Origin of the sequence: Bradyrhizobium genosp. L, assembly GCF_015624485.1 — a bacterium.
Lineage (GTDB): Bacteria > Pseudomonadota > Alphaproteobacteria > Rhizobiales > Xanthobacteraceae > Bradyrhizobium.
The window spans coordinates 4,889,170-4,913,598 of record NZ_CP061378.1; the positions used below are offsets into that span (position 1 = coordinate 4,889,170).

Annotated in this window: 28 protein-coding genes and 1 pseudogene; 14 read left to right on the plus strand and 15 right to left on the minus strand. The window is 65.3% G+C overall.

The features are described from left to right. The first annotated feature begins 150 nt into the window (after positions 1 to 150). On the plus strand, positions 151 to 1,506 hold the full coding sequence (locus IC762_RS23320; RefSeq protein WP_195784552.1) for a 3-carboxy-cis,cis-muconate cycloisomerase: 1,356 nt from the start codon (positions 151 to 153) through the stop codon (positions 1,504 to 1,506). A 127-nt stretch (positions 1,507 to 1,633) separates the two neighbouring features. Beyond that, positions 1,634 to 2,416 carry a 3-oxoadipate enol-lactonase gene (pcaD, locus tag IC762_RS23325; protein WP_195784553.1) on the plus strand — a complete coding sequence of 261 codons (783 nt, stop codon included), beginning with the start codon at positions 1,634 to 1,636 and terminating at the stop codon, positions 2,414 to 2,416. A 19-nt stretch (positions 2,417 to 2,435) separates the two neighbouring features. Here pcaD and IC762_RS23330 read toward each other — a convergent pair whose 3' ends face one another. Next, entirely contained in the window at positions 2,436 to 2,750 is a 315-nt protein-coding gene (locus tag IC762_RS23330; protein WP_195784554.1) for a transcriptional regulator, read from the minus strand. A gap of 13 nt (positions 2,751 to 2,763) precedes the next feature. Then, on the minus strand, positions 2,764 to 3,111 hold the full coding sequence (locus IC762_RS23335) for a type II toxin-antitoxin system RelE/ParE family toxin (RefSeq protein WP_195784555.1): 348 nt from the start codon (positions 3,109 to 3,111) through the stop codon (positions 2,764 to 2,766). Positions 3,112 to 3,152: 41 nt separating this feature from the next. On the opposite strand from IC762_RS23335, the gene IC762_RS23340 reads away from it, so the two are divergent. Continuing rightward, positions 3,153 to 3,545, plus strand: a complete 393-nt coding sequence (locus IC762_RS23340) for a carboxymuconolactone decarboxylase family protein (RefSeq protein ID WP_195784556.1) — start codon at positions 3,153 to 3,155, stop codon at positions 3,543 to 3,545. Here the strand turns inward: IC762_RS23340 and IC762_RS23345 are convergent. Continuing rightward, entirely contained in the window at positions 3,525 to 4,049 is a 525-nt protein-coding gene (locus tag IC762_RS23345; RefSeq protein ID WP_195784557.1) for a hypothetical protein, read from the minus strand. The genes IC762_RS23340 and IC762_RS23345 overlap by 21 nt on opposite strands. Positions 4,050 to 4,271: 222 nt before the next feature. After that, positions 4,272 to 4,418, minus strand: coding sequence for a hypothetical protein (locus IC762_RS23350; RefSeq protein ID WP_195784558.1), 147 nt, complete (start codon positions 4,416 to 4,418; stop codon positions 4,272 to 4,274). Positions 4,419 to 4,765: 347 nt separating this feature from the next. On the opposite strand from IC762_RS23350, the gene IC762_RS23355 reads away from it, so the two are divergent. From IC762_RS23355 to IC762_RS23380, 6 genes are all read left to right on the plus strand, one after another. After that, on the plus strand, positions 4,766 to 5,683 hold the full coding sequence (locus tag IC762_RS23355; protein WP_195784559.1) for an ABC transporter permease subunit: 918 nt from the start codon (positions 4,766 to 4,768) through the stop codon (positions 5,681 to 5,683). Positions 5,684 to 5,693: 10 nt separating this feature from the next. Next, positions 5,694 to 7,019 carry a high-affinity branched-chain amino acid ABC transporter permease LivM gene (gene livM, locus IC762_RS23360; RefSeq protein WP_283816271.1) on the plus strand — a complete coding sequence of 442 codons (1,326 nt, stop codon included), beginning with the start codon at positions 5,694 to 5,696 and terminating at the stop codon, positions 7,017 to 7,019. Next, the gene (locus IC762_RS23365; protein WP_195784560.1) at positions 7,016 to 7,846 is read left to right on the plus strand and encodes an ABC transporter ATP-binding protein; all 831 of its coding nucleotides are present in this window, start codon (positions 7,016 to 7,018) and stop codon (positions 7,844 to 7,846) included. The genes livM and IC762_RS23365 overlap by 4 nt, the downstream gene beginning before the upstream one ends. A gap of 8 nt (positions 7,847 to 7,854) precedes the next feature. Beyond that, positions 7,855 to 8,595 (plus strand): ABC transporter ATP-binding protein, encoded by a 741-nt coding sequence (locus IC762_RS23370; RefSeq protein ID WP_195784561.1) that lies wholly within the window; start codon positions 7,855 to 7,857, stop codon positions 8,593 to 8,595. A 168-nt stretch (positions 8,596 to 8,763) separates the two neighbouring features. Next, positions 8,764 to 9,882 carry a branched-chain amino acid ABC transporter substrate-binding protein gene (locus IC762_RS23375; RefSeq protein WP_195784562.1) on the plus strand — a complete coding sequence of 373 codons (1,119 nt, stop codon included), beginning with the start codon at positions 8,764 to 8,766 and terminating at the stop codon, positions 9,880 to 9,882. A 136-nt stretch (positions 9,883 to 10,018) separates the two neighbouring features. Next, positions 10,019 to 11,014: a P1 family peptidase gene (locus IC762_RS23380; RefSeq protein ID WP_195784563.1), complete on the plus strand. Its 996-nt coding sequence runs from the start codon at positions 10,019 to 10,021 to the stop codon at positions 11,012 to 11,014. A gap of 153 nt (positions 11,015 to 11,167) precedes the next feature. Here IC762_RS23380 and IC762_RS23385 read toward each other — a convergent pair whose 3' ends face one another. After that, a complete protein-coding gene (locus tag IC762_RS23385) occupies positions 11,168 to 11,977 on the minus strand; it encodes an EF-hand domain-containing protein (RefSeq protein ID WP_195784564.1) in 810 nt (269 codons plus the stop codon). Positions 11,978 to 12,281: 304 nt separating this feature from the next. Between IC762_RS23385 and rpe the strand changes: the two genes are divergently transcribed. Continuing rightward, positions 12,282 to 12,983 carry a ribulose-phosphate 3-epimerase gene (gene rpe, locus IC762_RS23390; protein ID WP_195784565.1) on the plus strand — a complete coding sequence of 234 codons (702 nt, stop codon included), beginning with the start codon at positions 12,282 to 12,284 and terminating at the stop codon, positions 12,981 to 12,983. 168 nt (positions 12,984 to 13,151) lie between these two features. Next, the gene (locus IC762_RS23395) at positions 13,152 to 13,292 is read left to right on the plus strand and encodes a hypothetical protein (RefSeq protein ID WP_195784566.1); all 141 of its coding nucleotides are present in this window, start codon (positions 13,152 to 13,154) and stop codon (positions 13,290 to 13,292) included. Positions 13,293 to 13,368: 76 nt separating this feature from the next. Here IC762_RS23395 and IC762_RS23400 read toward each other — a convergent pair whose 3' ends face one another. The 3 genes from IC762_RS23400 to IC762_RS23410 form a co-directional block, all read right to left on the minus strand. After that, positions 13,369 to 13,539, minus strand: a complete 171-nt coding sequence (locus IC762_RS23400) for a hypothetical protein (RefSeq protein WP_195790436.1) — start codon at positions 13,537 to 13,539, stop codon at positions 13,369 to 13,371. After that, on the minus strand, positions 13,536 to 14,276 hold the full coding sequence (locus IC762_RS23405; protein WP_195784567.1) for a metallophosphoesterase family protein: 741 nt from the start codon (positions 14,274 to 14,276) through the stop codon (positions 13,536 to 13,538). The genes IC762_RS23400 and IC762_RS23405 overlap by 4 nt, the downstream gene beginning before the upstream one ends. 76 nt (positions 14,277 to 14,352) lie before the next feature. Continuing rightward, positions 14,353 to 15,015, minus strand: a complete 663-nt coding sequence (locus IC762_RS23410; protein ID WP_195784568.1) for a DUF2625 family protein — start codon at positions 15,013 to 15,015, stop codon at positions 14,353 to 14,355. Between the two features lie 205 nt (positions 15,016 to 15,220). Here IC762_RS23410 and IC762_RS23415 point away from each other — a divergent pair, with 205 nt between their 5' ends. Beyond that, positions 15,221 to 15,511, plus strand: a complete 291-nt coding sequence (locus IC762_RS23415; RefSeq protein WP_195784569.1) for a hypothetical protein — start codon at positions 15,221 to 15,223, stop codon at positions 15,509 to 15,511. Positions 15,512 to 15,551: 40 nt separating this feature from the next. Here IC762_RS23415 and fdhF read toward each other — a convergent pair whose 3' ends face one another. The 5 genes and pseudogenes from fdhF to IC762_RS23440 all read right to left on the minus strand — a co-directional run. Beyond that, positions 15,552 to 18,461, minus strand: coding sequence for a formate dehydrogenase subunit alpha (gene fdhF, locus IC762_RS23420; protein WP_246801182.1), 2,910 nt, complete (start codon positions 18,459 to 18,461; stop codon positions 15,552 to 15,554). A 27-nt stretch (positions 18,462 to 18,488) separates the two neighbouring features. Next, on the minus strand, positions 18,489 to 20,204 hold the full coding sequence (locus IC762_RS23425; protein WP_195784570.1) for an NADH-ubiquinone oxidoreductase-F iron-sulfur binding region domain-containing protein: 1,716 nt from the start codon (positions 20,202 to 20,204) through the stop codon (positions 18,489 to 18,491). Positions 20,205 to 20,327: 123 nt separating this feature from the next. Continuing rightward, the gene (locus tag IC762_RS23430; protein WP_195784571.1) at positions 20,328 to 20,573 is read right to left on the minus strand and encodes a sulfurtransferase TusA family protein; all 246 of its coding nucleotides are present in this window, start codon (positions 20,571 to 20,573) and stop codon (positions 20,328 to 20,330) included. 9 nt (positions 20,574 to 20,582) lie between these two features. Further along, complete coding sequence (locus tag IC762_RS23435; protein WP_195784572.1) at positions 20,583 to 21,836, minus strand: molybdopterin molybdotransferase MoeA; 1,254 nt, start codon at positions 21,834 to 21,836, stop codon at positions 20,583 to 20,585. 73 nt (positions 21,837 to 21,909) lie between these two features. Then, positions 21,910 to 22,077, minus strand: a pseudogene (locus tag IC762_RS23440) (molybdopterin-guanine dinucleotide biosynthesis protein B); the annotation flags it as partial. Between the two features lie 93 nt (positions 22,078 to 22,170). On the opposite strand from IC762_RS23440, the gene fdhD reads away from it, so the two are divergent. Then, positions 22,171 to 23,067, plus strand: coding sequence for a formate dehydrogenase accessory sulfurtransferase FdhD (fdhD, locus tag IC762_RS23445; RefSeq protein WP_195784573.1), 897 nt, complete (start codon positions 22,171 to 22,173; stop codon positions 23,065 to 23,067). A 40-nt stretch (positions 23,068 to 23,107) separates the two neighbouring features. Continuing rightward, the gene (mobA, locus tag IC762_RS23450) at positions 23,108 to 23,683 is read left to right on the plus strand and encodes a molybdenum cofactor guanylyltransferase MobA (RefSeq protein ID WP_246801686.1); all 576 of its coding nucleotides are present in this window, start codon (positions 23,108 to 23,110) and stop codon (positions 23,681 to 23,683) included. Between the two features lie 116 nt (positions 23,684 to 23,799). On the opposite strand, the gene IC762_RS23455 is transcribed toward mobA, so the two are convergent. Next, a complete protein-coding gene (locus IC762_RS23455; RefSeq protein ID WP_195784575.1) occupies positions 23,800 to 23,994 on the minus strand; it encodes a hypothetical protein in 195 nt (64 codons plus the stop codon). Positions 23,995 to 24,002: 8 nt separating this feature from the next. Further along, the gene (locus tag IC762_RS23460) at positions 24,003 to 24,371 is read right to left on the minus strand and encodes a hypothetical protein (RefSeq protein ID WP_195784576.1); all 369 of its coding nucleotides are present in this window, start codon (positions 24,369 to 24,371) and stop codon (positions 24,003 to 24,005) included. Positions 24,372 to 24,429 lie beyond the last annotated feature (58 nt).

Consider the following 24,429-nt stretch of genomic DNA (forward strand, 5'->3'; position numbering starts at 1 on the left):
GGAAAGGGCACCTTCGGAGGATGAGCGATGCATATTCGCAGCTGCAGCAAGATGCGTCAGCGGTTCACAAAATCGCGCTGCGGTTGAAAATCGGCGCAGACCGTCGGCGGGCATTGGCATCCGCCGTGCGGAATGGTTAGGTCGCGCGACATGAGCACAGCCCTCTCTCCCCTGCTTGCGCCGATGCTATCGAGCCCCGCGATGCGCGCGGCGTGCGACGATGCGGCCACCTTGCAGCACATGCTGGATTTCGAGGCCGCGCTGGCCCGGGCCGAGGCCGCCTGTGGCGTGATTCCGGGCGTGGCCGCGGGCCCGATCGGCGCCGCCTGCGCGGCCGAATCATTCGACCAGTCCGCGCTGGCGGAGGCCGCGACGCGATCCGGCAATCTGGCCATCCCATTGGTCAAGGCGCTGACCGCCAAGGTCGCGAAGGCCGATGCGGCGGCCGCCCGCTATGTGCATTGGGGCGCCACCAGCCAGGACGTGATCGACACCGCGACGATGCTGAGCCTGCGCAGGGCCATCGACACCTTGCTCGCCGACCTCGACCGCGCCGTCGCGGGCTTTGCAAAATTGGCGCGGGCGCATCGCGACACCGCCATGGTCGCACGCACCTGGCTGCAGCACGCGCTGCCGATGCCGTTCGGGCTGAAGCTCGCCGAATATGCCGCCGCGCTGCATCGCTCCCGCAAGCGGCTGCAGCGCCTGCGCCGCGAGACGCTGGCGCTGCAATTCGGCGGCGCCGCCGGCACGCTGGCCGCGCTCGGCGACAAGGGCCTGGCGGTCGCCGAGCGCCTCGCCAAGGAGCTGGACCTGCCGCTGCCCGAAGCGCCCTGGCACACCCATCGCGACCGCATCGCGGAGGCGGCATCGGTGTTGGCGATCACGGCCGGCAGCTGCGGCAAGATCGCGCGCGACGTCTCGCTGATGATGCAGACCGACGTCGCCGAGGCCTTCGAGCCGGCCGGCCAGGGCCGCGGCGGCTCCTCGACCATGCCGCACAAGCGCAATCCGGTGGCCGCGGCGAGCGCGCTCGGCGCAGCCACGATGGCCCCGAACCTCGCCGCCACGATCTTCGCCGCCCAGGTGCAGGACCACGAGCGCAGTGCCGGGCCCTGGCACGCCGAGTGGCCGACATTGCCCGCCCTGATGCTGGTGACGTCAGGCGCGCTCGCCGCCATCGTCGACCTCGCCGAGGGGCTGGAGGTCGATGCCGCGCGGATGCGCGTCAATCTCGAGGCGACCGGCGGACTGATCATGGCGGAAGCCGTGACCTTCGCGCTCGCCGAGACAATCGGCAAGAGCGCCGCACACCATCTGATCGAAACCGCCAGCAAGCAGGCGGTCGCCGAGAAGAAGCATTTGCGCGACGTGCTGGCGGCGGATGCGAAGGTCACCGCGCATCTCGATGCCGGCGCAATCGCTGAATTGTTCGAGCCGATGGCCTATCAGGGCGCCTCGCAGGCGCTGATCGACCGACTATTGGCATCGCTGAACGACAAATAGCGAAGATGTCATTGCCGGACTTGACCCGGCAATCCATCATCGTGAAGAACCTTTCTGGATGGATGCGCGGGTCGCATAAGGGAAAGACGCGCTTCGCGCTTTCGCCGCGCATGACGAGGAAACCAACATGCCCATGATCGACGCCGACGGATGCCTGCTCAACGTCCAGGTCGACGGCCGCGATGGCGGCCCGACCCTGATGCTGTCGAACTCGCTCGGCTGCACGATGAAAATGTGGGAGCCGCAGATGCCGGCGCTGACACAACTGTTCCGCGTCATCCGCTACGACCGCCGCGGCCACGGCAAATCCGGCGTGCCGGCTGGCCCCTATTCGATGGAACGGTTCGGCCGCGACGTGCTCGCGATCCTCGACGACCTCAACATCGCGAAGGCGCATTGGTGCGGCCTGTCGATGGGCGGCATGGTCGGGCAATGGCTAGGGGCCAACGCGCCGGAGCGCTTCGGCAAGCTGATCCTCGCCAACACGTCCTGCTACTATCCCGACCCGGCCAACTGGCTGAACCGCATCAAGGCCGTGAAGGAAGGCGGCATCGCCGCCGTCGCCGACACCGTGATCGCGGGCTGGCTGACCGCTGACTTCCGCGAGCGCGAGCCGCAAACCACCGCCAATATGAAGGCGATGCTGCTGGCCTCGCCGGTGCAGGGCTATCTCGCCTGCTGCGAGGCGCTGTCGACGCTCGACCAACGCGCGCTGCTGGGAAGAATCAAGAGCCCGACGCTCGTGATCGCCGGACGCCAAGACATGGCGACGCCGGTGTCTTCAGGCGAAATGATCCGTAGCCTCATCCCCGGCGCCAGCATGACGCTGCTCGACGCCGCCCACATCTCCAATATCGAGCAGTCCCACGCCTTCACCGAAGCCGTGGTCGGCTTTCTGACGCAGCGCTGATCCCGGCTACGGTTCATATCTAGCGCGACGCGACGTGAAGCTGCACTCCCGCCTGCTTCTGCAGATAACCGATCACGCCGAACAGATTTTTGGCTTGCGGGTTGCCGCGCGGTCCGAACATGCGGATCAGGCTCTTCGGCGGTGTGTCGGTCGCCGCCGCCAGCTTTTCAAAACCGACGGTGGCCTTGATATAGTCGCGAAGGATCGTCTTCCCCGTCTCGACGTCGCCCGACAGCATCGCATCGACGCCTTCACGCAGCAGCGCCTCGGCGAACTTCCGGTCGCTCTTGACCTGCCCCTGGACAAGCTCCCTGAAGCTCCTGGTCTTTGCCATCATCCGTCTCCATTCAACGCCGTTGGCGCGTTCTGATCTTGTAGTCCCGCCAGCAGGACAGCGCTTCGTCGATATCCCGCTGTTGACGCCGCTTCGTTCCGCCGGTCAGCAGGATCACGAGTGTGTCGCCGTCGCGGCCAAAGTAGATTCGATATCCCGGTCCGAAGTCGAGGCGATATTCCTGCACGCCCGCGCCGACCGATTTGACGTTGGAAAGGTTACCCTGCTCCATGCGGGCGATCGCGCGAGCAACTTTGGCTCGGGCAATGGGCTCGACATCCGCAAACCAATCCGCGAAAGGTTGGCGACCGTCATCAGCAACGTAATAGCGAATTTCGAGCGCGGCGGCAGGGTAACACAAATGTTACCCTGCTGCAAGCCGATCACCCGGAGGACACTTCAATGGACGACGATCAACGCCGCGATGCCGGCATGACGCAGCGCCGCAAGGTGCTCGGCAATGAATGGGTCGACAAGTCGCTGCAAAACCGCAACGCGTTCAACACCGACTTCCAGGACCTGATCACCCGCTACGCCTGGGGCGACATCTGGACGCGGCCGCATTTCGATCATCGCACGCGGCGGGTGCTGGTGATCGGCACCATGGTCGCGCTCGGGCAGTGGGACGAATTCCGCCTGCACGTGCGGGCGGCGCTCGCCGAGGGCGGATTTTCACCAGACGACATCAAGGAGATCCTGCTGCAGCAGGCAATCTATTGCGGCGTCCCTGCGGCCAATCACGCCGTCAAGGAAGCCAATGCGATCATTGCAGAGCTAGGGCTGCTGAAGGGATAGTTCACCGGTCGGCGCGGCCGCGTCGGTGACGGGCGTCTTGGCGGTAGGCTTCGGTGCGGTGTCGACCAGCATCACGATCGCGGTGCCGAGCAGCATCAACAGCTCGGCCGCGTGGATGCGCAACGCTTCAAGCTCGCCCGTCTTCGAGGCCAGCAGCATGCTGGCAAAGCTCAGCACGCTGCCGAGGCTGAGCGCGACCGCGAGCGCCTCGTCGGCGCCGCCGCTCTTCCGCATCGACGGAAACGCGACCATGGCGAGGAACACCGCGAAGAACGCCACGACCGTGATCCGCGCCAGCGCCAGCATCCAGGCCAGCCGCACGGTCGCGATCTTGGCAAGCTGCAAATGGTCGCTGGCATAGAGCGCGACCGACACGCTCGGCCGCTCATAGAGCCCGTGGATCGGCGACACCATGATGCTGAGCGCGATGATGGTCCAGACCGGGATGAAATAGGTCGCGAGCAGCGCGCCGTTCAATGAGCTGATCCGCCAGTTGCTGGACATGACGCTTTCCACGCTTGCGCGGCCCGATCCCGGGCGGCGGTTTTCCATCAAGCGAGGTAACGCCGTTCAACTGGCAGCGGCAATTTAAACTCTTTGTTTACCTTAACCGAGCTGGGGATTGCTGGGGAAAGCCCGACGGCCGTGCCAAAACGGCGCAAGCGAAAGGCCCCGCCTTGCGGCGAGGCCCTTCTGCCAATGCAGCCTGTTGGCTCGCTCGTTGAGCTAACGGTCCCGATCGGGATTTTGGCCCTGATGGCCCGGATCCTGCTGCTGCTGGCCCGGCTTCTGGCCGCCGCCCTGCTGCTGCTGGCCGGGCTTCTGAGCCGGCTTCTGGGTCTGCTGCCCGGGGTTCGGGTTCTGGGTACTCATCGCGAAATCTCCCTTGTATATCCCTTGGCTCGTCATGAGCCCGGGATAACGCCGACAACGCCATTTGCGGCGGCGGGGTTGCGCGGGAACACCGGTTCCGGCGTGATCATTGCAAGGCAAGGCGATGTTCGCCCTGTGACATCGGAACCGCACCCGCCAAAGTAGTTATGTACAAGCCCGCTCAGCGGCGGCCGGCGCTGTTGCCGCCGCCGGGGTTCCGCTGTTAGAAAATGACACGACGCGACGGTCAGGCTGCCGGGGGCCCTCGCCGCGTCAGCCGGGCCCTCACCGCGTCACTCTTCGATGCGTTCTTCCTCGACGCGTCCCTCCTCGAATAACGGCAGCGCATGGATTATTTCGCCCAGCAACTGATCAACGGCCTCGTGCTCGGTTCGATCTACGGTCTGATCGCGATCGGCTACACGATGGTCTACGGCATCGTCGGCATGATCAACTTCGCCCATGGCGACATCTTCATGATCGGCGGCTTCATCGCGATGATCTCGTTTCTGGTGCTGGTGTCGTTCGGGCTGACCGCGATCCCGGTGATCCTCCTGATCGTGCTTCTGGTCTCGATGGCGATCACCGCGCTCTATGGCTGGACCATCGAGCGCATCGCCTACCGGCCGCTGCGGCATTCGTTCCGCCTCGCGCCGATGCTGTCGGCGATCGGCATGTCGTTCGTGCTGAGCAACTTCTCGCAGGTGTCGCAGGGCGCGCGGGTGAAGCCGGTGCCGCCGATCATCACCGGCGGCTACACGCTGCACGAGGGATCGGAGGGCTTCGCGGTGCAGCTCTCCAACATCCAGATCGTTGTCGTCATCACGACCATCGTGCTGCTCGCGATGTTCACCTGGATCGTGTCGCGCACCCGGCTCGGCCGCGACATGCGCGCCTGCGAGCAGGACCAGACCATGGCCTCGCTGCTTGGTGTCGACGTCGACCGCACCATCTCGATGACTTTCGTGATCGGCGCAGCCCTCGCCGCCGTGGCCGGCATGATGTACCTGCTGTATTACGGCCTGGTCGATTTCTTCATGGGCTTCGTTGCCGGCATCAAGGCGTTCACCGCCGCAGTCCTCGGCGGCATCGGCTCGCTGCCCGGCGCGATGCTGGGCGGGCTCGCGATCGGGCTCATCGAAACCATGTGGTCGGCCTATTTCTCGGTCGAGTACAAGGACGTCGCCGCGTTCTCGATCCTGATCGTGGTCCTGATCTTCATGCCGACCGGCCTGCTTGGCCGTCCCGAAGTCGAAAAAGTCTGACAGGCACTTCGTGAGCGCGACACAAGCCCGCCCCTCGCACGCCGCGCAGCCTTCGGGCAGCGCCTTCATTTTCAAGAAAGCCCTGATCAGCGCGCTGGTCGCGCTGGTGCTGTTCTCACTGATGATCGGCGTACGCACCGAGGCCGGCAATCAGGGCGGCCTGATCTACTGGACCCGGTTCGACGACCTCGCGGCGATGGTCGGCGCCGTGTTCGGCGGCAGCATCATCGTCGAGCTGTTGCGGCAATGGTGGGGCCCGGTCGACAAGGATCGGGTCGTGCCGAAGCCGTTGCAGACCGCGATGTCGTTCGCGGGCCGCCTGGTCGCACCGGCGCTCTTGATCTTCGCCGTGCTCGTTCCCGTGATCTTCTACAACCAGCGCTACATTCTCGACCTCTCGATCCTGGTCCTGACCTATGTGATGCTGGGCTGGGGCCTCAACGTCGTGGTCGGGCTCGCCGGCCTGCTCGATCTCGGCTATGTCGCGTTCTACGCGGTCGGCGCCTATTCCTACGCGCTGCTCGCCACCAATTTCGGCCTGTCGTTCTGGGTCTGCCTGCCGCTCGCCGGCATCCTCGCGGCATTCTGGGGCGTGCTGCTCGGCTTTCCGGTGCTGCGGCTGCGCGGCGACTATCTGGCGATCGTCACGCTCGCCTTCGGCGAGATCATCCGTCTCGTCATCATCAACTGGCAGAGCCTGACCGGCGGCCCCAACGGCGTCTCCGGCATTCCCCGCCCGACCCTGTTCGGCATCCCCCTCGACAACAGCGATGATGGGCTCGCCGCCAAGCTCGGTATCGAATTCTCGCCGACCCACCGCATCGTGTTCCTGTTCTATCTGATCCTGGCGATGGCGTTGCTCACCAACTGGGTGACGATCCGGCTGCGGCGGCTGCCGATCGGCCGCGCCTGGGAGGCGCTGCGCGAGGACGAGGTCGCCTGCCGCGCGCTCGGTATCAACGTCACCACCACCAAGCTGACGGCGTTCGCGACCGGCGCGATGTTCGGCGGCCTCGCCGGCGCCTTCTTCGCCACCCGCCAGGGCTTCATCAGCCCGGAATCCTTCACCTTCCAGGAATCGGCGCTGGTGCTCGCGATCGTCGTGCTCGGCGGCATGGGCTCGCAGCTCGGCGTCGCGCTCGCGGCGCTGACCATGATCGGCGGCTTCGAGCTGTTCCGCGGCTTCGATCAGTACCGCATGCTGGTGTTCGGCATCGCCATGGTGCTCCTGATGATCTGGCGGCCGCGCGGACTGATCGGCCATCGCGCGCCGACCGTGTTCCTGGAGCGCAGCCAGGCGATCTCGTCCGACCTCGTCAAGGAGGGCCACGGATGAGCGAGGACACCATCCTGTCCGTCGAGCATTTGATGATGCGCTTCGGCGGCATCGTCGCCGTCAACGATCTGTCGTTCACCGCCGAGCGGCGCAAGATCACCGCGCTGATCGGCCCGAACGGCGCCGGCAAGACCACGGTCTTCAACTGCATCACCGGCTTCTACCGGCCGAGCGGCGGCGCCATCCGCCTCACCCATGACGACGGTCGCAGCATCGCGCTCGAGCGATTGGGCGATTTCCGCATCTCCAAGCAGGCCAAGGTGGCGCGCACCTTCCAGAACATCCGGCTGTTTCCCGGCATGACGGCGCTCGAAAACCTGATGGTCGCCCAGCACAATGCACTGATGCGCGCCTCGGGCCTCACTTTGCTCGGCCTGATCGGCGCGCCGTCCTGGCGCCATGCCGAGGCGCGCGCCATCGAGCTGGCGCGAACCTGGCTGGAGCGCATCGGCCTGCTGCCCCGCGCCGACGATGCCGCCGGCAATTTGCCCTATGGCGACCAGCGCCGCCTCGAGATCGCGCGCGCGATGTGCACCGAGCCCGCGCTGCTCTGTCTCGACGAGCCCGCCGCCGGCCTGAATGCGCGCGAGAGCGGCGCGCTCAACGAGCTCTTGCTGTCGATCCGCGACCTCGGCACCTCGATCCTGCTGATCGAGCACGACATGTCGGTCGTGATGGAGATCTCCGACCACGTCGTGGTGATGGACTACGGCGTCAAGATCGCCGAAGGCACGCCGCAGGCGGTGCGCGACGACCCCAAGGTGATCGCCGCCTATCTCGGCGCCGACGAGGAGGAGGCCATCGCCGTGATGGAGAGCGGCACGTGAGCGCGGCGGTGGCAGCAACATCCCCCCTGCTCGCGGTGCGCGGGTTGCGTGCGGCGTATGGCAAGATCGAGGCGCTGAAGGGCATCGATATCGAGATCAATGCCGGCGAGATCGTCGCCCTGATCGGGGCCAACGGCGCCGGCAAGTCGACGCTGATGATGACGATCTTCGGCAAGCCGCGCGCCCGCGCCGGCAGGATCGAGTACGACGGCCACGACATCACGGATGTCCCGACCCACGAAATCGCGCGGCTTCGGATCGCGCAGTCGCCGGAGGGACGGCGGATCTTTCCGCGCATGAGCGTCGCGGAGAACCTGCAGATGGGCGCGGATGCGACCGAATGCACCGAGGCCGAGCGCGAGGCGGCGCTGGAACGCGTGTTCGCGCTGTTCCCGCGGCTGAAGGAGCGCATCGCGCAGCGCGGCGGCACGCTGTCGGGCGGCGAGCAGCAGATGCTCGCGATCGGCCGCGCTTTGATGAGCCGGCCGCGCCTGTTGATGCTGGACGAGCCTTCGTTGGGCCTGGCGCCGCTGATCGCGCGGCAGATCTTCGACGCGATCCGCACCCTGAACCGGCAGGACGGCCTCACCGTGCTGATCGTCGAGCAGAACGCCAACCATGCGCTGAAGCTCGCCCACCGCGGCTATGTCATGGTCAACGGCCTGATCACGCTGGCCGGGACCGGCACCGAGCTGCTGCAGCGGCCCGAGATCCGCGCCGCCTATCTGGAAGGCGGCCGCCGCGGCTAGCGGCATCCCGCAGGGGCATCCCCTGCTGCGGGAGACTGCGGCAGTGAGCCCCGATTTGCCTGAAAATTGCCGGTGACTTCGCCGCGAAATCAGCCGACAATGGCTGCGGTTAAGGGACCCGGCGTACCCGGACCTTCCGCAAGAGGCAACGACCACGAGGGACTTCTCATGAAATCACTGAAGCTCATCGGCCTGGCAGTGGGCGCTTCGTTCGCATTATCGGCGAGCGCGTTCGCGCAAGACATCACCATCGCAGTGGCAGGCCCGATGACGGGCTCCGAATCCGCTTTCGGCCGGCAGATGAAGAACGGCGCCGACCAGGCGGTCGCGGACATCAATGCCGCGGGCGGCGTCCTCGGCAAGAAGCTGGCGCTCGAGTCCGACGACGACGCCTGCGATCCGAAGCAGGCACGCTCGATCGCGGAAAAGATCGGCAGCGCCAAGATCCCGTTCGTCGCCGGTCACTTCTGCTCGTCGTCCTCGATCCCGGCCTCGGAAGCCTATGCCGACAGCAACGTCCTGCAGATCACACCGGCCTCGACCAACCCGCTGTTCACCGAGCGCAAGCTCTGGAACGTGGCGCGCGTCTGCGGCCGCGACGACCAGCAGGGCATCGTCGCCGCCGACTACATCATGAAGGCGTTCAAGGGCAAGAACGTCGCGATCCTCAACGACAAGACCACCTACGGCAAGGGCCTCGCCGACGAGACCAAGAAAGCGCTCAACAAGGCCGGCTTCCAGGAGAAGATGTACGAGTCCTACAACAAGGGCGACAAGGACTTCAACGCGATCGTCTCGCGGATGAAGAAGGAGAACATCGAGCTCGTTTACGTCGGCGGCTACCATCAGGAAGCCGGCCTGATCCTGCGCCAGATGCGCGACCAGGGCATGCAGACCATCCTGATGGCGGGCGATGCCATGAACGACAAGGAGTTCGCCTCGATCACCGGACCGGCCGCTGAAGGCACCCTGTTCACCTTCGGCCCCGACCCGCGCAACAAGCCGACCGCCAAGGCGATCGTCGAGAAGTTCAAGGCCAAGAACATCGATCCCGAGGGCTACACGCTCTACACCTACGCCGCGATCCAGGTCTGGACCCAGGCCGCCGCCAAGGCCAAGACCACCGACGCCAAGAAGGTGATGGAGACCATCAAGGCCGGCGATTGGGACACCGTGCTCGGCAAGCTCGGCTTCGACGCCAAGGGCGACATCAAGCAGATCGACTATGTCGTCTACAAGTGGGACGCCAAGGGCAACTACACCGAGATCAACCCGAAGGGGTCTTAGGACCTCGCGTCTGATTTGAATCGGAATGCAAAACGCCCCGGTTCGCCGGGGCGTTTTTTATGCCGCGCTTGACGGTTGCCGCATCCGTCGCGGCTGCTATATCGATTCCAGCAGCAGAAGCGGACGGACCACTGCCGTGAAGAACCTTCTCACCGATATTGCCGGCGTCAGCGTCGGCCACGCCGACGACGCAAGCCTCGCCTCGGGCGTCACCGCGATCATCTTCGATCGCCCCGCGGTGGCCTCGATCGATGTCCGCGGCGGCGGTCCCGGCACCCGCGAGGACGCGCTGCTGGCGCCACACAATGTCGTCGAGGCGATCGACGCCATCACGCTGTCCGGCGGCTCCGCGCTCGGGCTCGATGCCGCAGGCGGCGTGCAGGCCTGGCTCGCCGAGCGCGGCCGCGGCTTTCGCATTCGCGATGCGGTGATCCCGATCGTGCCCGGCGCGATCTGCTTCGATTTGCTTAATGGCGGCAACAAGTCCTGGGGCCGCTTTCCGCCCTATCGCGATCTCGGCTATGCGGCCGCGGATGCGGCAGGCGGCGACTTCCGCCTCGGCAGCGTCGGCGCCGGCATGGGCGCGACCACGGCGAATCTGAAGGGCGGGCTCGGCTCCGCCTCGGCGTGGACCGATGACGGCGTCACGGTCGCAGCACTGGCCGTCGTCAACGCGGTCGGCAGCGTGACGGTCGGCTCCGGCCCCTGGTTCTGGGCCGCGCCGTTCGAGATCGACGGCGAGTTCGGTGGCCGCGGCCTGCCGCCGGCGTTCACGCCGGACATGCTCAAACCGCGATTGAAGGGCGGCGCGGACGCCACTGCTGCCGAGAACACCACGCTGGTCGTGGTCGTCACCGACGCGCAGCTGACGAAGCCGCAGGCCAAGCGCCTGGCGATGATAGCGCAGACCGGCATGGCACGCGCGATCTATCCGGTGCACGCCCCGCTCGACGGCGATGTGGTGTTTGCCGCGGCGACCGGCGCCAAACCGATCGACCCGCTGTTCGGCCTGACCAGGCTCGGCACGATCGCGGCCAACACGGTGGCGCGCGCCATCGCGCGGGGCATCTACGCCGCAACGGCGCTGCCGTTCGCAGGCGCGCTGCCGAGCTGGCAGGACAAATTTGGTTAGAGGTTGAATCGAGCGGCAGCGGAAGCGCGCCCGCTTGCCCCGTTCTCGGATTCCATCCCCGTCATTGCGAGCGAAGCGAAGCAATCCATCGCACCGCTTGCTGCGGCATGGATTGCTTCGCTTCGCTCGCAATGACAGCGGTGAAAGAACGCCTTACGCGCTCATCGACACCGAGGAGCTGGCCTTGGCGGAGATCGCCTTGGCCTGCTGCTGGATCAGCTGCTCGATGAAATTGTAGGACGAGCTCGCGCTGCTGGAGGCCGAGGATGCCGCCGGCGTCGTCATCGACACCTTTGAACCGTCGGCGTAGGTCGTGGTGGTGGTGGTCGAGCCGTCGCTGTTGGTCGAGGTCGTCGTGGTGGTGCCATCGGCCGACTGACTGGAGCTCGATCCGCCGCCGCTGGCACCGCTGCTGGAGCCGGTCCCGCTGCTGGAGCCCGAGCTGTCGCCCGATCCGCTGGCGTGATGATGGTGATGGCCGCCGCCGCCCTTCTGCAAAGCCTGCGACATCTCGTCGAGGCTCACCGAGCCGTCGCCGTTGGTGTCGAGCTTTGCGAACACGGAGTCGGCCTGCGCGGTGTTGGTGCCGCCGGCGCCGAGCGCGCTTTCGAATTCGGATTGCGTGATCTTGCCGTCGCCGTTGGTGTCGATCTGCGAGAACAGGTCCTTCAGCGCGTCCGACTGGCTGGTCGTGCCCGTGCTGGCCGAGGCCGTGGTCTGCGTCTGGCTTTGTGCGGCGAGCAGCGCGCTCATCGTCTCCGGCGAGATCTGCGTCGCACCGCTGCTGCTCGATCCGGCGCTCGTGGTGCTGCTGGTCGAGGTCGACGCCGACGGATCGAACAGGCCGGTTCCCTGCGTGAAGCCGGTCGCCTGCGCCTGCGTCGCCGCCGAAGACGACTTCGACGACATCAGCGAACTCAGGAGATCGATCGCCGACGAGGCGGCGCCAATGGCAAACAACATGGCACTACTCCAGACCCGCCGCCCATGGCGGCTCTACGTTTGCCAGTTCCCCCAAGCACGGCTGGCCGCGAGGAAAACCGGCCTCCAATTATCTGGACCATGCTCAGCAAGCGCCGTGCCATGCAAAAAACCCAATGAAATCCGGCCTTCGCACGATCACGCAGGTTCCGCGCGCCCGGCAAGAGCTGCCGCCGGCGGCAGATTTTTCCGCGCTGAACACCCTGTTCCCTCGCATTGCCCGCCGCGCCGCTGCGTGTTAGGCGGACGAACCCGTTGCCTCCTGCAAGTCTTACGGAACAGCCCTATGGCTCAGCCATTCACTCCGCGTCCCCTGGTCATCGCGCCGTCGATCCTGGCGTCGGATTTCTCGAAGCTCGGCGAGGAGGTCCGCGCCGTCGACCAGGCCGGCGCCGACTGGATCCATCTCGACGTGATGGACGGCCACTTCGTGCCGAACATTTCCTACGGCCCCGACGTCATCAAGGCGATGCGGCCGCACACCAGGAAGATCTTCGACGCGCATCTGATGATCTCGCCCTGCGACCCCTATCTCGAAGCCTTCGCCAAGGCCGGTTGCGACCACATCACCGTGCATGCCGAGGCCGGCCCGCATCTGCATCGCTCGCTGCAGGCGATCCGCGCGCTCGGCAAGAAGGCCGGGGTCTCGATCAATCCGGCGACACCGCCGAGCGCGATCGAATATGTGCTCGACCTGATCGATCTCGTGCTGGTCATGTCGGTCAATCCCGGCTTCGGGGGCCAGGCCTTCATCCGCTCGGCCATCGGCAAGATCAGCGATATCAGGGCGATGACCGCGGGCCGGCCGATCGACATCGAGGTCGATGGCGGGGTGGCGCCCGACGTCGCGGGCGAGCTCGCCGCCGCCGGCGCCAACGCCTTTGTGGCCGGCTCTGCCGTGTTCAAGGGCGGAACCACGGAGGCCTACAAGGCCAACATCTCCGCGATCCGCAACGCGGCCGCCATGGCCCGTGGCGAGGCGATCTGATCCTGGTCTGATGACGTGGTGGTGCGCCGCTGCCTGCAAGTGCGGCGCACACCAGCCTGCTGCATTGCCGCATGCATAACATTTCTGCGGAGCAACCCGTCATCGGCTCTTCACAGACTCAGCCAAATCGATGCAACATCCTCCTAAGACTTTGGGGAGGCACGCATCATGACCACGACGCTCGTCTGGTCGGGCATAGCTTTGTGGCTGGGCCTGAACGCAGCTTTCGTTGCCCGGCGTTTCTACGTCACGCGATCCGAGCGGGCGGCCAAGGCTCGCGTGATCTACATTCAGCCGCGCCGGGCCTGACCGGCCCCGCGCGAGCGAACGCGGTCAGAACATTCCGGGCGGCATCAGCCCACTAGCCGCCTGTTCCCTTGCTGCATCACCCTCGTCGGCTTCCGCCTGCGAAGCCAGCCTTGACGGTCGCACCACGGTCACCGTGCACGGCGGTGACGCTCCACAGCGTCGCCATGCCGCCGCGATGGACGCGCTCGCCGATGGTGAAGCCATCGAGCTCGGCCCCTGGCTGCATCTTCAGCGGCGCCACCCTCACCTGCCGATCAAGAGGCGGTCGGCGAGCCATTGCGGCAGGCCGGCAGCCCTGATCCGCGCCGCCGCGGTCTCGACGTCATAGGGCACGCGCACATAGGTGATCTCGCGGCTCACGGTGTCGAACATCGCAAACGACGCCGCCGGATCGCCATCGCGCGGTTGGCCGACCGAGCCGAGCACCGCGAGCCAGCGCCGCCCGGTCAGGAGCTGCACTGGCATGCCCGTGGTCGGAACGAAGCTCGTCATCTTGGCGGCCGAGGACATCGAGTAGAGGCCGGGCCGGTGGATATGGCCGCAGAAGGTGATCTGCAGCGCGGTCGCCATCATGCTGCGCGCTGCGTCCGCGGTGTCGCGGATGTAGCGCCATTTCGCCGGATCGGAGGCTTCCGAATGCACGTAGAGGCGGTTGTCCTCCTCCTGCTCCAGCGGAAGGCCGGCGAGGAACGCACGCTGCTCCGCGCCAAGCCGGTTGCGGGTCCAGTCGATCGCGGCCTGCGCAACATCATTCATGCTGTCGCTGGGCACGCCGATCGCATTGTCATGGTTGCCGCGCAGGGCGATCGCGCCCGTGCCGACGAGGTCCATCACCGTGTCGACCGCCCATTCCGGATCGGCGCCGTAGCCTATGATATCGCCGAGGCAGATCAGCCGCTCCGCGCCGCGCACCCGCGCGGCCTCGAGGCAGGCGGCGAAGGCCTGCCGGTTGGCGTGAATGTCCGAAAAGAACGCGAGCCGCATCGTGGTCAGGGTTACCTGGTCCGGTGGCCATCAAACACGCACCGCGGCGAGTGTGCAATCGGGCCAAGGGCTGCGGTCAGGCCGTCGAGAGGCCGGAAATGTCCAGGCGCGCGCGAGCGCTGTCTTCGGCGGAGATCACCCGGACGTCCGGGCGGTCTTTCCCCTCCTTTGACCAGAGATAAGGATAGAACGAATACACCTGCGTGATCGGAGGCCGCGGACGACGCTTGAAAGCATCCAGCGAAGCGAGCGGCCCATAGAATGTCAGGAGATCGCCCAGCAGGCACCATGACACGAAATCGGAATGGCCGACGCCAAGCGCCGACCATTCGGATGCATCAGCCGCGAGATGAAACACCTCGCCAACGTTTTCCGGGCCAAAGCCGCCGCCATTGAGGGCGAACAATCCACCCAGCGCATCGTCGGCAATCAACAGAACGCGCGCATCGGTGCCGTCTCCGAGCAACCCGGCCGCGCGATTGCTGTCGAGCAGCGAGCGTTGCTTTGCTGAACCGAGAAGGCGCAGCAGGCCGTCATCGACGAGGATGCCGCCGGTTTCGTAGACGATGGCGCCGAGCAGCGACCGCGTCGTCACCTGCAGGCGCAGCAGGCTGGCCTCAGCCAAGGCCCGGTCCGGCTCGAGAAAGACGGCGCCGTTGCCATCGGCACGGCCCGCCCACTCACGGACGACTGCGATACCAGGCTCATCCCGATTGATGAGTTCGTCGAGTGATCGCATCGGCAATTCCCGCCTCCTGTTGGTCTCAACGCCGGCGCGACGTTAGCAGGACCCAGCGTTTCCGTGTAGGTCCGCAGGTCCGCTCGGTCGCCAATTGCAGTCGCGAATGCTAGGTTACGACAGCACCGCTGCATACGGGTGAGCCTTGACCATCAAGCGACTTTCGCCCTCGAATTGGCCGCCCTCTCTTCTGATCATTGCGAGCTTGCTGATCCTGCCCGTGGCATTGCCTTGCGCCTGGATCAGCCACGGGTTGCGGCAACGCCGGCTGCGGGCCGCCGCGCAAGCACAGCATTGCCCGTCATGCGGCCATGAGCTCGGCCTGGCGGCGTTGCACGCGGCCGATGCGTATTTCAGCGCGCTGAGGGCCGAGCAATTCAAGGCCAATCCCGGCGTTCGCTTGCGCCTGGCCGCACGCGAGATCGACGCGATCTGCACCGCCTGCGGCGCGCATCTGCGCTTTGTGGAAGCCTCCCGCAGCTTCGTGCCGGTGTGACAACGCTGCAGCCAGGCCGCGTCGCTATGAGATCTAACGCCTATTCAGCAGCGCTCCGAAGCTCGGCTTTCTCGACGCGTACCGCGCAGAACTTGAATTCGGGAATCTTACCGAACGGGTCCAGCGCCGGGTTCGTCAGCAGGTTGGCGGCGGCCTCCGCGTAGCAGAACGGCATGAACACCATGTTCTCCGGGACGTCGCGGTCGGAACGGACCTTGACCTCCACGGCGCCGCGCCGTGTCTCCATCCGGATGAAGTCGCCGGGCCACACCTTGAGCCGCCGCATGTCCTTCGGCGACATGAAGGCGACCGCCTCGGGCTCGATTTGATCCAGCACATGGGATCGCCGGGTCATCGAACCGGTGTGCCAGTGTTCGAGCACGCGACCGGTGGAAAGCACCATCGGATATTCGTCGTCGGGCAGTTCGTCGGGCGGGATGACCTTGGCAGGCACGATCTTGCCGCGGCCGCTCTCCGTCGGAAAACCGGTGGTGAAGATGATCTCGTTGCCCGGCTTCTCCGGATCGTCGACCGGGTACGTCACAGCACCCTCGCGCACCAACCGCTCCCATGTGATGTTCTTGAGCGAGGGCATCAGTTCGGCCATCTCGGTGAACACCTCGCGGGGACCTTCGTAGTCCCACGGCAGGCCCATGCGCTTGCCGATCTCCTGGATGATCCAGAGATCCTGCCGCGCGTCCCCCGGCGGCTTCACCACCTGACGGGCCAACTGCACGCGGCGATCGGTGTTGGTGAAGGATCCGGACTTCTCGGCGAAGGCGGAAGCCGGCAGGATGACATCGGCGTGGAAGGCGGTCTCGGTCACAAACAGATCCTGTACGACGAGATGGTCGAGCATGGCCAGCGCTTGGCGGGCATGCTGCAGGTCCGGGTCCGACATCGCCGGATTCTCGCCTTCGACGTACATGCCGTTGATCTGACCGGCGTGGATCTCGTTCATGATTTCCACGACCGTCAGTCCGCGCACCGGGTCCAGCTTCTGGTCCCAGAGCTCCTCGAACGCGCCGCGCAGGTCGTCGCGGCCGACGGGCTGGTAGTCCGGCAGGAACATCGGTATCAGGCCGGCGTCGGAGGCGCCCTGCACGTTGTTCTGGCCGCGCAGCGGATGCAGCCCGGTGCCCGGACGTCCGACCTGGCCAGTGATCAACGCCAGCGCGATCAAGCAACGCGCATTGTCGGTGCCGTGCACGTGCTGGCTGATGCCCATGCCCCAGAAGATGATCGAGGACTTCGCGCGGGCGTAGGTCCGAGCCGTTTCGCGCAGGGTCTCGGCGGGAATGCCGCAGATCTTCGACATCTTCTCCGGAGGGAAATCGACGATCTTGGCCTTGAGGTCTTCGTAGCCCTCGGTATAGCCAGCGATGTACTGCTCGTCGGTCAGACCTTCGGTGATGATCGTGTGGATCATCGCGTTCAGCATCGCGACGTCGCTGCCCGGCTTGAACTGCAGATGCATCGTCGCATGGCGCGACAGGACTTGCCGGCGTGGATCCATCACGAACAGCTTCGCGCCGCGCTTGGCGGCATTCTTGATGAACGTGGCCGCGACCGGGTGATTGATGGTCGGGTTGGCTCCGATCACCCAGATGACCTCGGCATCGGCCGCTGCGGCAAACGGCGCGGAGACCGCTCCCGAGCTCAGGCCCTCGAAGAGCGCCGCCACTGACGAGGCGTGGCAGAGACGCGTGCAGTGATCGACGTTGTTGGAGCCGAAGCCCGTCCGGACCAGCTTCTGGAAAAGGTAAGCTTCCTCGTTTGATCCCTTGGCCGAGCCGAAGCCGGCCAGGGCCTTCGAGCCCTTCTCGTCGCGGATCTTGACGAGACCCTTGGCTGCAATGTCGAGCGCCTCTTCCCAGGATGCTTCGCGGAAATGCGTGAACGGGTTGGCCGGATCGACCTGGTCGTTCGGATCCTTCTTGACGCCCGGCAAACGCACCAGCGGATTGGTCAGGCGGTTGGGATGGTGGATGTAGTCGAAGCCGAAGCGACCCTTTACGCAGAGCCGGTTGTGATTGGCCGGACCGTCGCGGCCCTCGGCATAGATCACCTTCTCGTCCTTGACCTCATAAGTCACCTGGCAGCCGACGCCGCAATACGGGCAAAGCGAATCGACCTTCCTGTCCGGATACGTGACCCGGGTCTGGTTTTCATCGAGCATTACGGAAGGCATCAGCGCGCCGGTCGGGCACGCCTGGACGCACTCGCCGCACGCCACGCAAGTCGACTCGCCCATCGGATCGTCGAAATCGAACACGATCTTGGCGTCGTGGTTGCGGTACGCCATGCCGATCACGTCATTGACCTGCACCTCGCGGCAGGCGCGCACGCACAGGCCGCACTGGATGCATGCGTCGAGATTGACGCGCATCGCCGGGTGGCTGGCATCGGCTTGCCAGCGCTCGGCTGCCGGGAAGCGGCTTTCAGTGACTTCGACCTTCTCGGCCCAGTGCCAGAATTTCGAATCCGGATCGTGCGAGGTCTGGCGCGGCGGCTGGTCGGCGACCAGAAGCTCCATCACCATCTTTTGCGCCGCGACCGCGCGCGCGCTTTCCGTCTTCACCTTCATGCCGAGGCTCGGCGTGCGCTTGCACGACGCCGCCAGCACCCGCTCGCCTTCGATCTCCACCATGCAGGCACGGCAATTTCCGTCCGGCCGGTAGTCCGGCGCGGGCGAATAACACAGATGAGGAATCTCGCGGCCGCGCCGGTTCGCGACCTGCCAGATGGTCTCGCCGACGCGAGCCTCGACCTGCTCGCCGTCGAGTTCGAACGCGATCGTCTGCGGTCCGCGACCCTCGCCACCGACCTTGCCGATCGGTTCGCCATGCGAGACCGTCACGCGCCCGTCGGGCACGTTCTTGCCGCCCGACGCGCCCTTGGCGTCGTGACCATACCCTTGCGGCGGCGGTGAGTTGTTCTCGGTGCTCATGCGAACCTCGTCGAAACTCGTTTGCGCCTATTCGGCGGCCTGCTGCGGGAGCGGACGGAACTCGTCAGGAAAATACTTGATGACGGAGGTCAACGGATTCGAGGCCGCCTGGCCCAATCCGCAGATCGATGCGTCCCGCATCGCCTGGCTCAACTGGCCGAGCAGTTCCTCGTTCCAGAGCGGCTGCTGCATCAGCAGCACGGCCTTCTCGGTCCCGGCGCGGCAAGGCGTGCACTGTCCGCAACTCTCGTCCTCGAAGAACCGCATTAGATTCAACGCCGCGTCCCGGACACTATCGACCTGCGAGAGGATGACGACCGCCGCCGATCCGATGAAACAGCCGTATTTTTCCAGTGTTCCGAAATCGAGCGGGATGTTGTCCATCGCTGCCGGCAGGATTCCGCCCGACGCGCCGCCCGGCAGGTAGGCGTGGAACGTGTGGCCATCGGCCATGCCGCCGCAGAACTCGTCGATCAGTTCGCGAACGGTGACGCCCGCGGGCGCGAGTTTCATACCCGGGCTCTTGACGCGTCCGGAGACCGAATAGCTGCGCAGACCGTGGCGCTCGTTGCGGCCGTGGCCCTTCCACCAGTTCGGGCCTTTCTCCACGATGTCACGGACCCACCACAACGTCTCGATGTTGTTGATGAGGGTCGGCAGCCCGAACAGGCCGGCCTGGAAAGGAAACGGAGGTTTGTGCCGAGGCAGTCCCCGCTTGCCTTCGAGGCTTTCCAGCAGCGAAGATTCCTCGCCGCAGATGTACGCACCGGCGCCGCGGCGCAGATGCAGCTTCGGCCCACCCGGCGGCAATTTCGCGATTTCTCGATCGAGAATCTCCCGCGCAGCCGGATATTCGTCGCGAAGGTAGATATAGACCTCGGGCGCCTCGACAATGTGCGCGCCGATCAGCATGCCTTCGAGGAAGCGGTGCGGGTCGGTCTCCAGGTAGTAACGATCCTTGAACGTGCCAGGCTCGCCTTCGTCGCCGTTGACCGCCATCAGTCGCGGGCCGGGCTCGCCGAGCACGGAGCGCCATTTGCGGCCCGTTGGAAAACCCGCACCGCCAAGTCCGCGCAGCGAGGCGTCGTCGAGCGATTTCAGCAGATCCTCTTTTGGAAGCTCTCCGGATCGCAGACGCGCCAGCAACCGATAACCGCCGCCGGCGACGTAAACGTCGAAGTCGACGTAGTCGGGAAGATGAGCGTGGGTGTCGCCGGCCTTCGCCGCGGCGAGGACACCGTCGACCGTGGCATGGTCGACGAAGTTATGACCGACTTCGGCGGTCGGCGCGGTATCGCAACGGCCTACGCAGGGCGCGCGCACGACGCGGATGCTTGGGCCGGCCGCCGTTTGCAGTTCGCCCAGCAGCTTCTCCGCGCCGAGCATCGCACACGTCAGGGAATCGCAGACTCGGATGGTAACTGGCGCCACATTGGGCTGCCCTTCCTTCACGATGTCGAAATGCGCGTAGAAGGTCGCGGTCTCGAACACCTCTGCGAAGGAGAGCTTCATCTCGTCGGCCAGGGCGGCGAGATGGGCCGCTGAAATCTGGCGATACTTGTCTTGGACCAGATGAAGATGTTCGATCAGCAGATCACGCCGACGCGGACGGTCTCCGAGAAGTTGCCCGATCTCATGCGCTGCCGCCGGATCGACCTGGCGGCCCTTCGGGGTCGCCTTGGCCCGTTTCCGACCCTCGCCCGGGTGCTCGAATTGGCGGACCTTGTGGACGTCGTCTTCCATGAAATCCAAGCTCTCCGGCGCAGCGATCTGACAGACTCTAGCCCTTGGTATGCCAGAGGCAAGGGTGCATTTAGAATGGTTCGAGACGCCGCACGTCTGGTCGGACAGATCCCGCAAGCGTCGTTATGACTTGCCTATCGGGCGATCTGCTTTCTCTATCAAGAACACAACCCTGTTCTCGTCCCGTTGCAGTATTTCCACGGCATCGCCGGTCTCGCGGATCAGGTTCGGGATGTCGATAACGGAGAGCGGATCCGTGCAATGAACTTCCAGGAAGTCGCCCGGCCTGATCGACGTCAATGCCTTGCGTGTCTTCAAGGCGGGAATCGGACAGCGGCGGCCAGTCAGGTCGAGTTTCGTGGTCGTCATGGGATTGCGCTACAATAGGTCCGCATAGCCGAGAAATCCGACCTGATCGCCGGGCTCGACGCGGACGATGGATTCGCCGAGCTCTACAAGGCCGTCGGTATCGACCAGCGACGAGAGAAGTCCGGCCCCTTCGCGTGGAAACTTGACCGCCTCGAGCGTACCGTCCTCCGCTCTGCGAAGCGAGGCTCGGACGTACTCGCGCCGCTCGAGCTTCTTGTTATAGGCGAACGCAGCCCTAACCGGGATCGGCAGCATCGGCGCCGGCGTCGCTCCGGACAGCGCCATCACGGCGGGCCGAACGACGTGGACGAAGGTCACGAAACTCGCAACCGGGTTGCCTGGTAGACCGATCAGCGGCGTCCCGTCGATGACGCCCATTGCCACAGGACGCCCAGGTTTGATGGCCATTCGCCACAGGACCAGCGATCCAACGCTTTCAACCGCGGTCCTCACGTGGTCCTCTTCGCCGGTCGAAACGCCCCCCGTGGTCAGGATCAGGTCGTACCGGCCGGCGGCGGCCTTGAGGGCTTTCGCCAGCGCGGACGGTTCGTCGCGCAGAATCCCGAGATCGCCGACCTCACAGGCGAGCCTCCGCAACATCGCCATCAGCATGAAGCGGTTGGAATCGAAAAGTTGGGCTTCCTTTCGGGCAGTCCCGGGAGCAGCCAGTTCGTCGCCCGTGGAGAACACGCCCACTCGCAGCCGGCGGATCACTTCAAGGGTCGTCAGGCCGAACGCCGCCGCGACCGCGATGTCCTGGGGCCGGAGCCGCCTGCCGGCCCGCAGCGCGACGTGACCGAGGGGAATATCCTCGCCGGCGGGCCGCACGTTGGCGCCGGCCTTGAGGCCGGGCGGCAGCACCACGCGATCCGTCTCGTCGATACGGACGTCCTCCTGCATGAAAACCGTGTCGGTACCCGCGGGCATCGGCGCGCCGGTGAAGATCCGGACCGCGTGTCCCGGCCGTACCGCGGGCGCCGCAGCGCCGGCCTGCACGCGCCCCTCGACAGGGACGGCCGAAGAAGCGTCCCGCCGCAGATCGCTTGCGGGAACTGCGTATCCGTCGACAGCTGAGTTCATGAACGGTGGCAGCGGCAGGGGCGCCGCGATGTCGATGGCGAGGACGCGGCCGTCGGCGTCCATGAGGCCGACCGTCTCTTTCTCCGCGACCGCCGTCAACCGCGAGGCGATGATGCCGACGGCCTCGTCGACCGGCATCATCGGGCCACCGAAAGCGAAGCAGTCGTCGGACAATTGAGCCATCGCCTGCCCCTCAAACCGCGGCCGGAGCGGCGACGCTACCGATGGCGCGGCGTTTGAAGCCTTCGACAACTACCTGCCGGTGCACCCAAGAGTCCTTGCCGGGAACGTCGACGTCGAAATCATGATGCGCCTGTTCAATAACGGAGACGCGGAGACCGCGGCCGAGAAAGTACGGGATGACCTGCGCGAGCAAGGTCGTCTTGCCGGCGCCGCTCCACCCCGAAAGCCCGATAACCTTCATCATCGCTCCAAAAACTTCGGGGAACCCACCCCGTGCCGTTCTTTCGGCCCGGATTATATCGTTGCTCCGGCCTTGTCATGCTAACCTACCGTGATGATGAAAATGGAAAAGCCGCCGGCTCCCTTGATCGTGCCCGATCCGGACGATTTGCGCCTGACCCGGCAGGTCTCCGGGGTCGATCAAACCGGCGCGACCGTCGACATCAAGGTGCCCGTGGAGCGCCCTCTAACCCTGTACCTCAACGCTCAGGAGATCGTCACCATGATGACGATCGGCGACCACCCGGAGTATCTCGCGCTCGGCTACCTGCTCAACCAGAACATGCTCAAGTACAACGACGTTGTGACCGAAGTGGAGTACGACGACGACCTTCAGGTCGTGGTCGTGCGGACCGAGCATCACACGAACTTCGAGGCGAAGCTGAAAAAGCGAACGCAGACGTCAGGCTGCGCCCAGGGCACGGCGTTCGGTGACCTACTGGAGGCGGTCGAAAGCGTCGCGCTTCCGAAAGCCCAACTGCGCACATCCTGGCTCTACCGGATGACGCACACGATCAACACCATGCCTTCGCTCTACCTGGAAGCGGGCGCCATCCACGGGTGCGTGCTCTGTAGAGAAAGTGAACCCGTCTGCTACACCGAGGACGTGGGCCGCCACAATGCGGTCGACAAGATCGCCGGCTGGATCTATCGGCACGGCGTCGATCCGGCGGACAAGATCCTCTACACCACGGGTCGGCTCACGTCCGAGATGGTGATTAAAACGGTCCGGATGGGCATCCCGATCCTCGTGTCGCGGTCGGGCTTCACGGCATGGGGCGTCGATCTCGCGCGCCAGGTCGGCTTAACGCTGGTCGGTCGCGCGAAGGGCAAGCGATTTATCGCCTTGTCCGGAGCGGAGCGCATCGTGTTCGATCAGGACCTGGCTTACGTCGAAGAGGAGTCTGCACGCCACAAGCGCAAGGGCGAGGGCGAAGGCCGTGGCGACTGAGATTCCCTGCGTCGTGCTTGCGGGCGGCCTCGCACGCCGGATGGGCGGCGGCGACAAGCCGATGCGCGTGATCGCCGGCAAGACGATTTTGGAGCGCGTCATCGCTCGCCTCGCTCCTCAGTGCTCCGGACTGATCCTCAACGCCAACGGCGATCCGGCACGCTTCGCCGCCTTCGGCCTTCCGGTGATCGCCGACGATGTCGCCGACTACCCGGGTCCCCTCGCCGGAATCCTGGCCGCGCTCGACTGGACCGCGGCCAACCGTCCGGACGCGGAATGGCTGCTGAGCGCGCCTGGAGACTGCCCATTCCTGCCGCGAGACCTCGTCGCGCGGCTGGAGGCGGAACGTGCAGCACGAAACGCCGAGCTTGCGGTCGCCGCATCCGGCGGACAGACGCATCCCGTCGTTGGGCTCTGGAGAGTTCGGCTGCGCGAAGAGCTGCGCCAGGCCCTCGTCGTCGAAGGCCTTCGCAAGATCGACCGTTGGACCTCGCGCTATCCGCTCGCCACCGTCGAGTGGCCGGTGGCCCCACTCGATCCGTTCTTCAATGCCAACACCGTCGAGGATATCGCGGAGGCCGAACGTTTGTCCCAGCTCGACGAGCGGACCGCATGATCGGCGTCCGTTCCTAGAGCGTTTTCGAGCGAAGTGGATACCGGTTCGCGTGAAGAAAACGCGTCAAAACAAAAAACTAGAGCTTCGGTTCTGATTCAATCAGAACCGAAAATGCTCTAGTCTGCGTCGAGCATCATGGCCGCGGCGGCAGGTGCCGTGCTGGATTTCTCCGCGGTTTGCTGCAGCCAGGCGGCGGCCAGCAAATGCAGGATCAGGACCGCGATCGCGAAGACAGCGAGCAGGCCGAGATTGCTGTCGAGCGGGTTCGGCGCCGGGCGTCGCGCAGGCAGTTTCTTTGCAATGAACGGCATGTTTGGTCTCACCTGTTGCTGGAATGGCCCGCGTCCGCATCGGACAACAGGTGGCGATAACGGTGAATGATCTGCTGCGCCTGCCGGCGTCGCGAGTCGTGCAGTGCTTGCAGGATGGGCAGGAAGAATGCGCCCAGCCCGGTCTGAATCGGGCGATCAGGAGGTGCTGAGGCTTCTATCGTCTCGATCGGCAATGATGCGTGTCTCATCTTCGAACCTCCGCCGAAGCAATCGATGCGCAAAATGAGATGACCGTTGCGGCCTGTCGTCATCTCAATGGGTGAGGACGACACGTCACCCATGCTCAAGGTGAAGGCACGGCGTGGCGCCTGTTCGCGAAACACGTTGCTGGCGAAGGGAATTTGCCGCAGCGCCAAGCTTCCGCGGCTCCGCAGGTTCGGTTGCGCGGGTCGATCACAACAATGAGAGCATCGA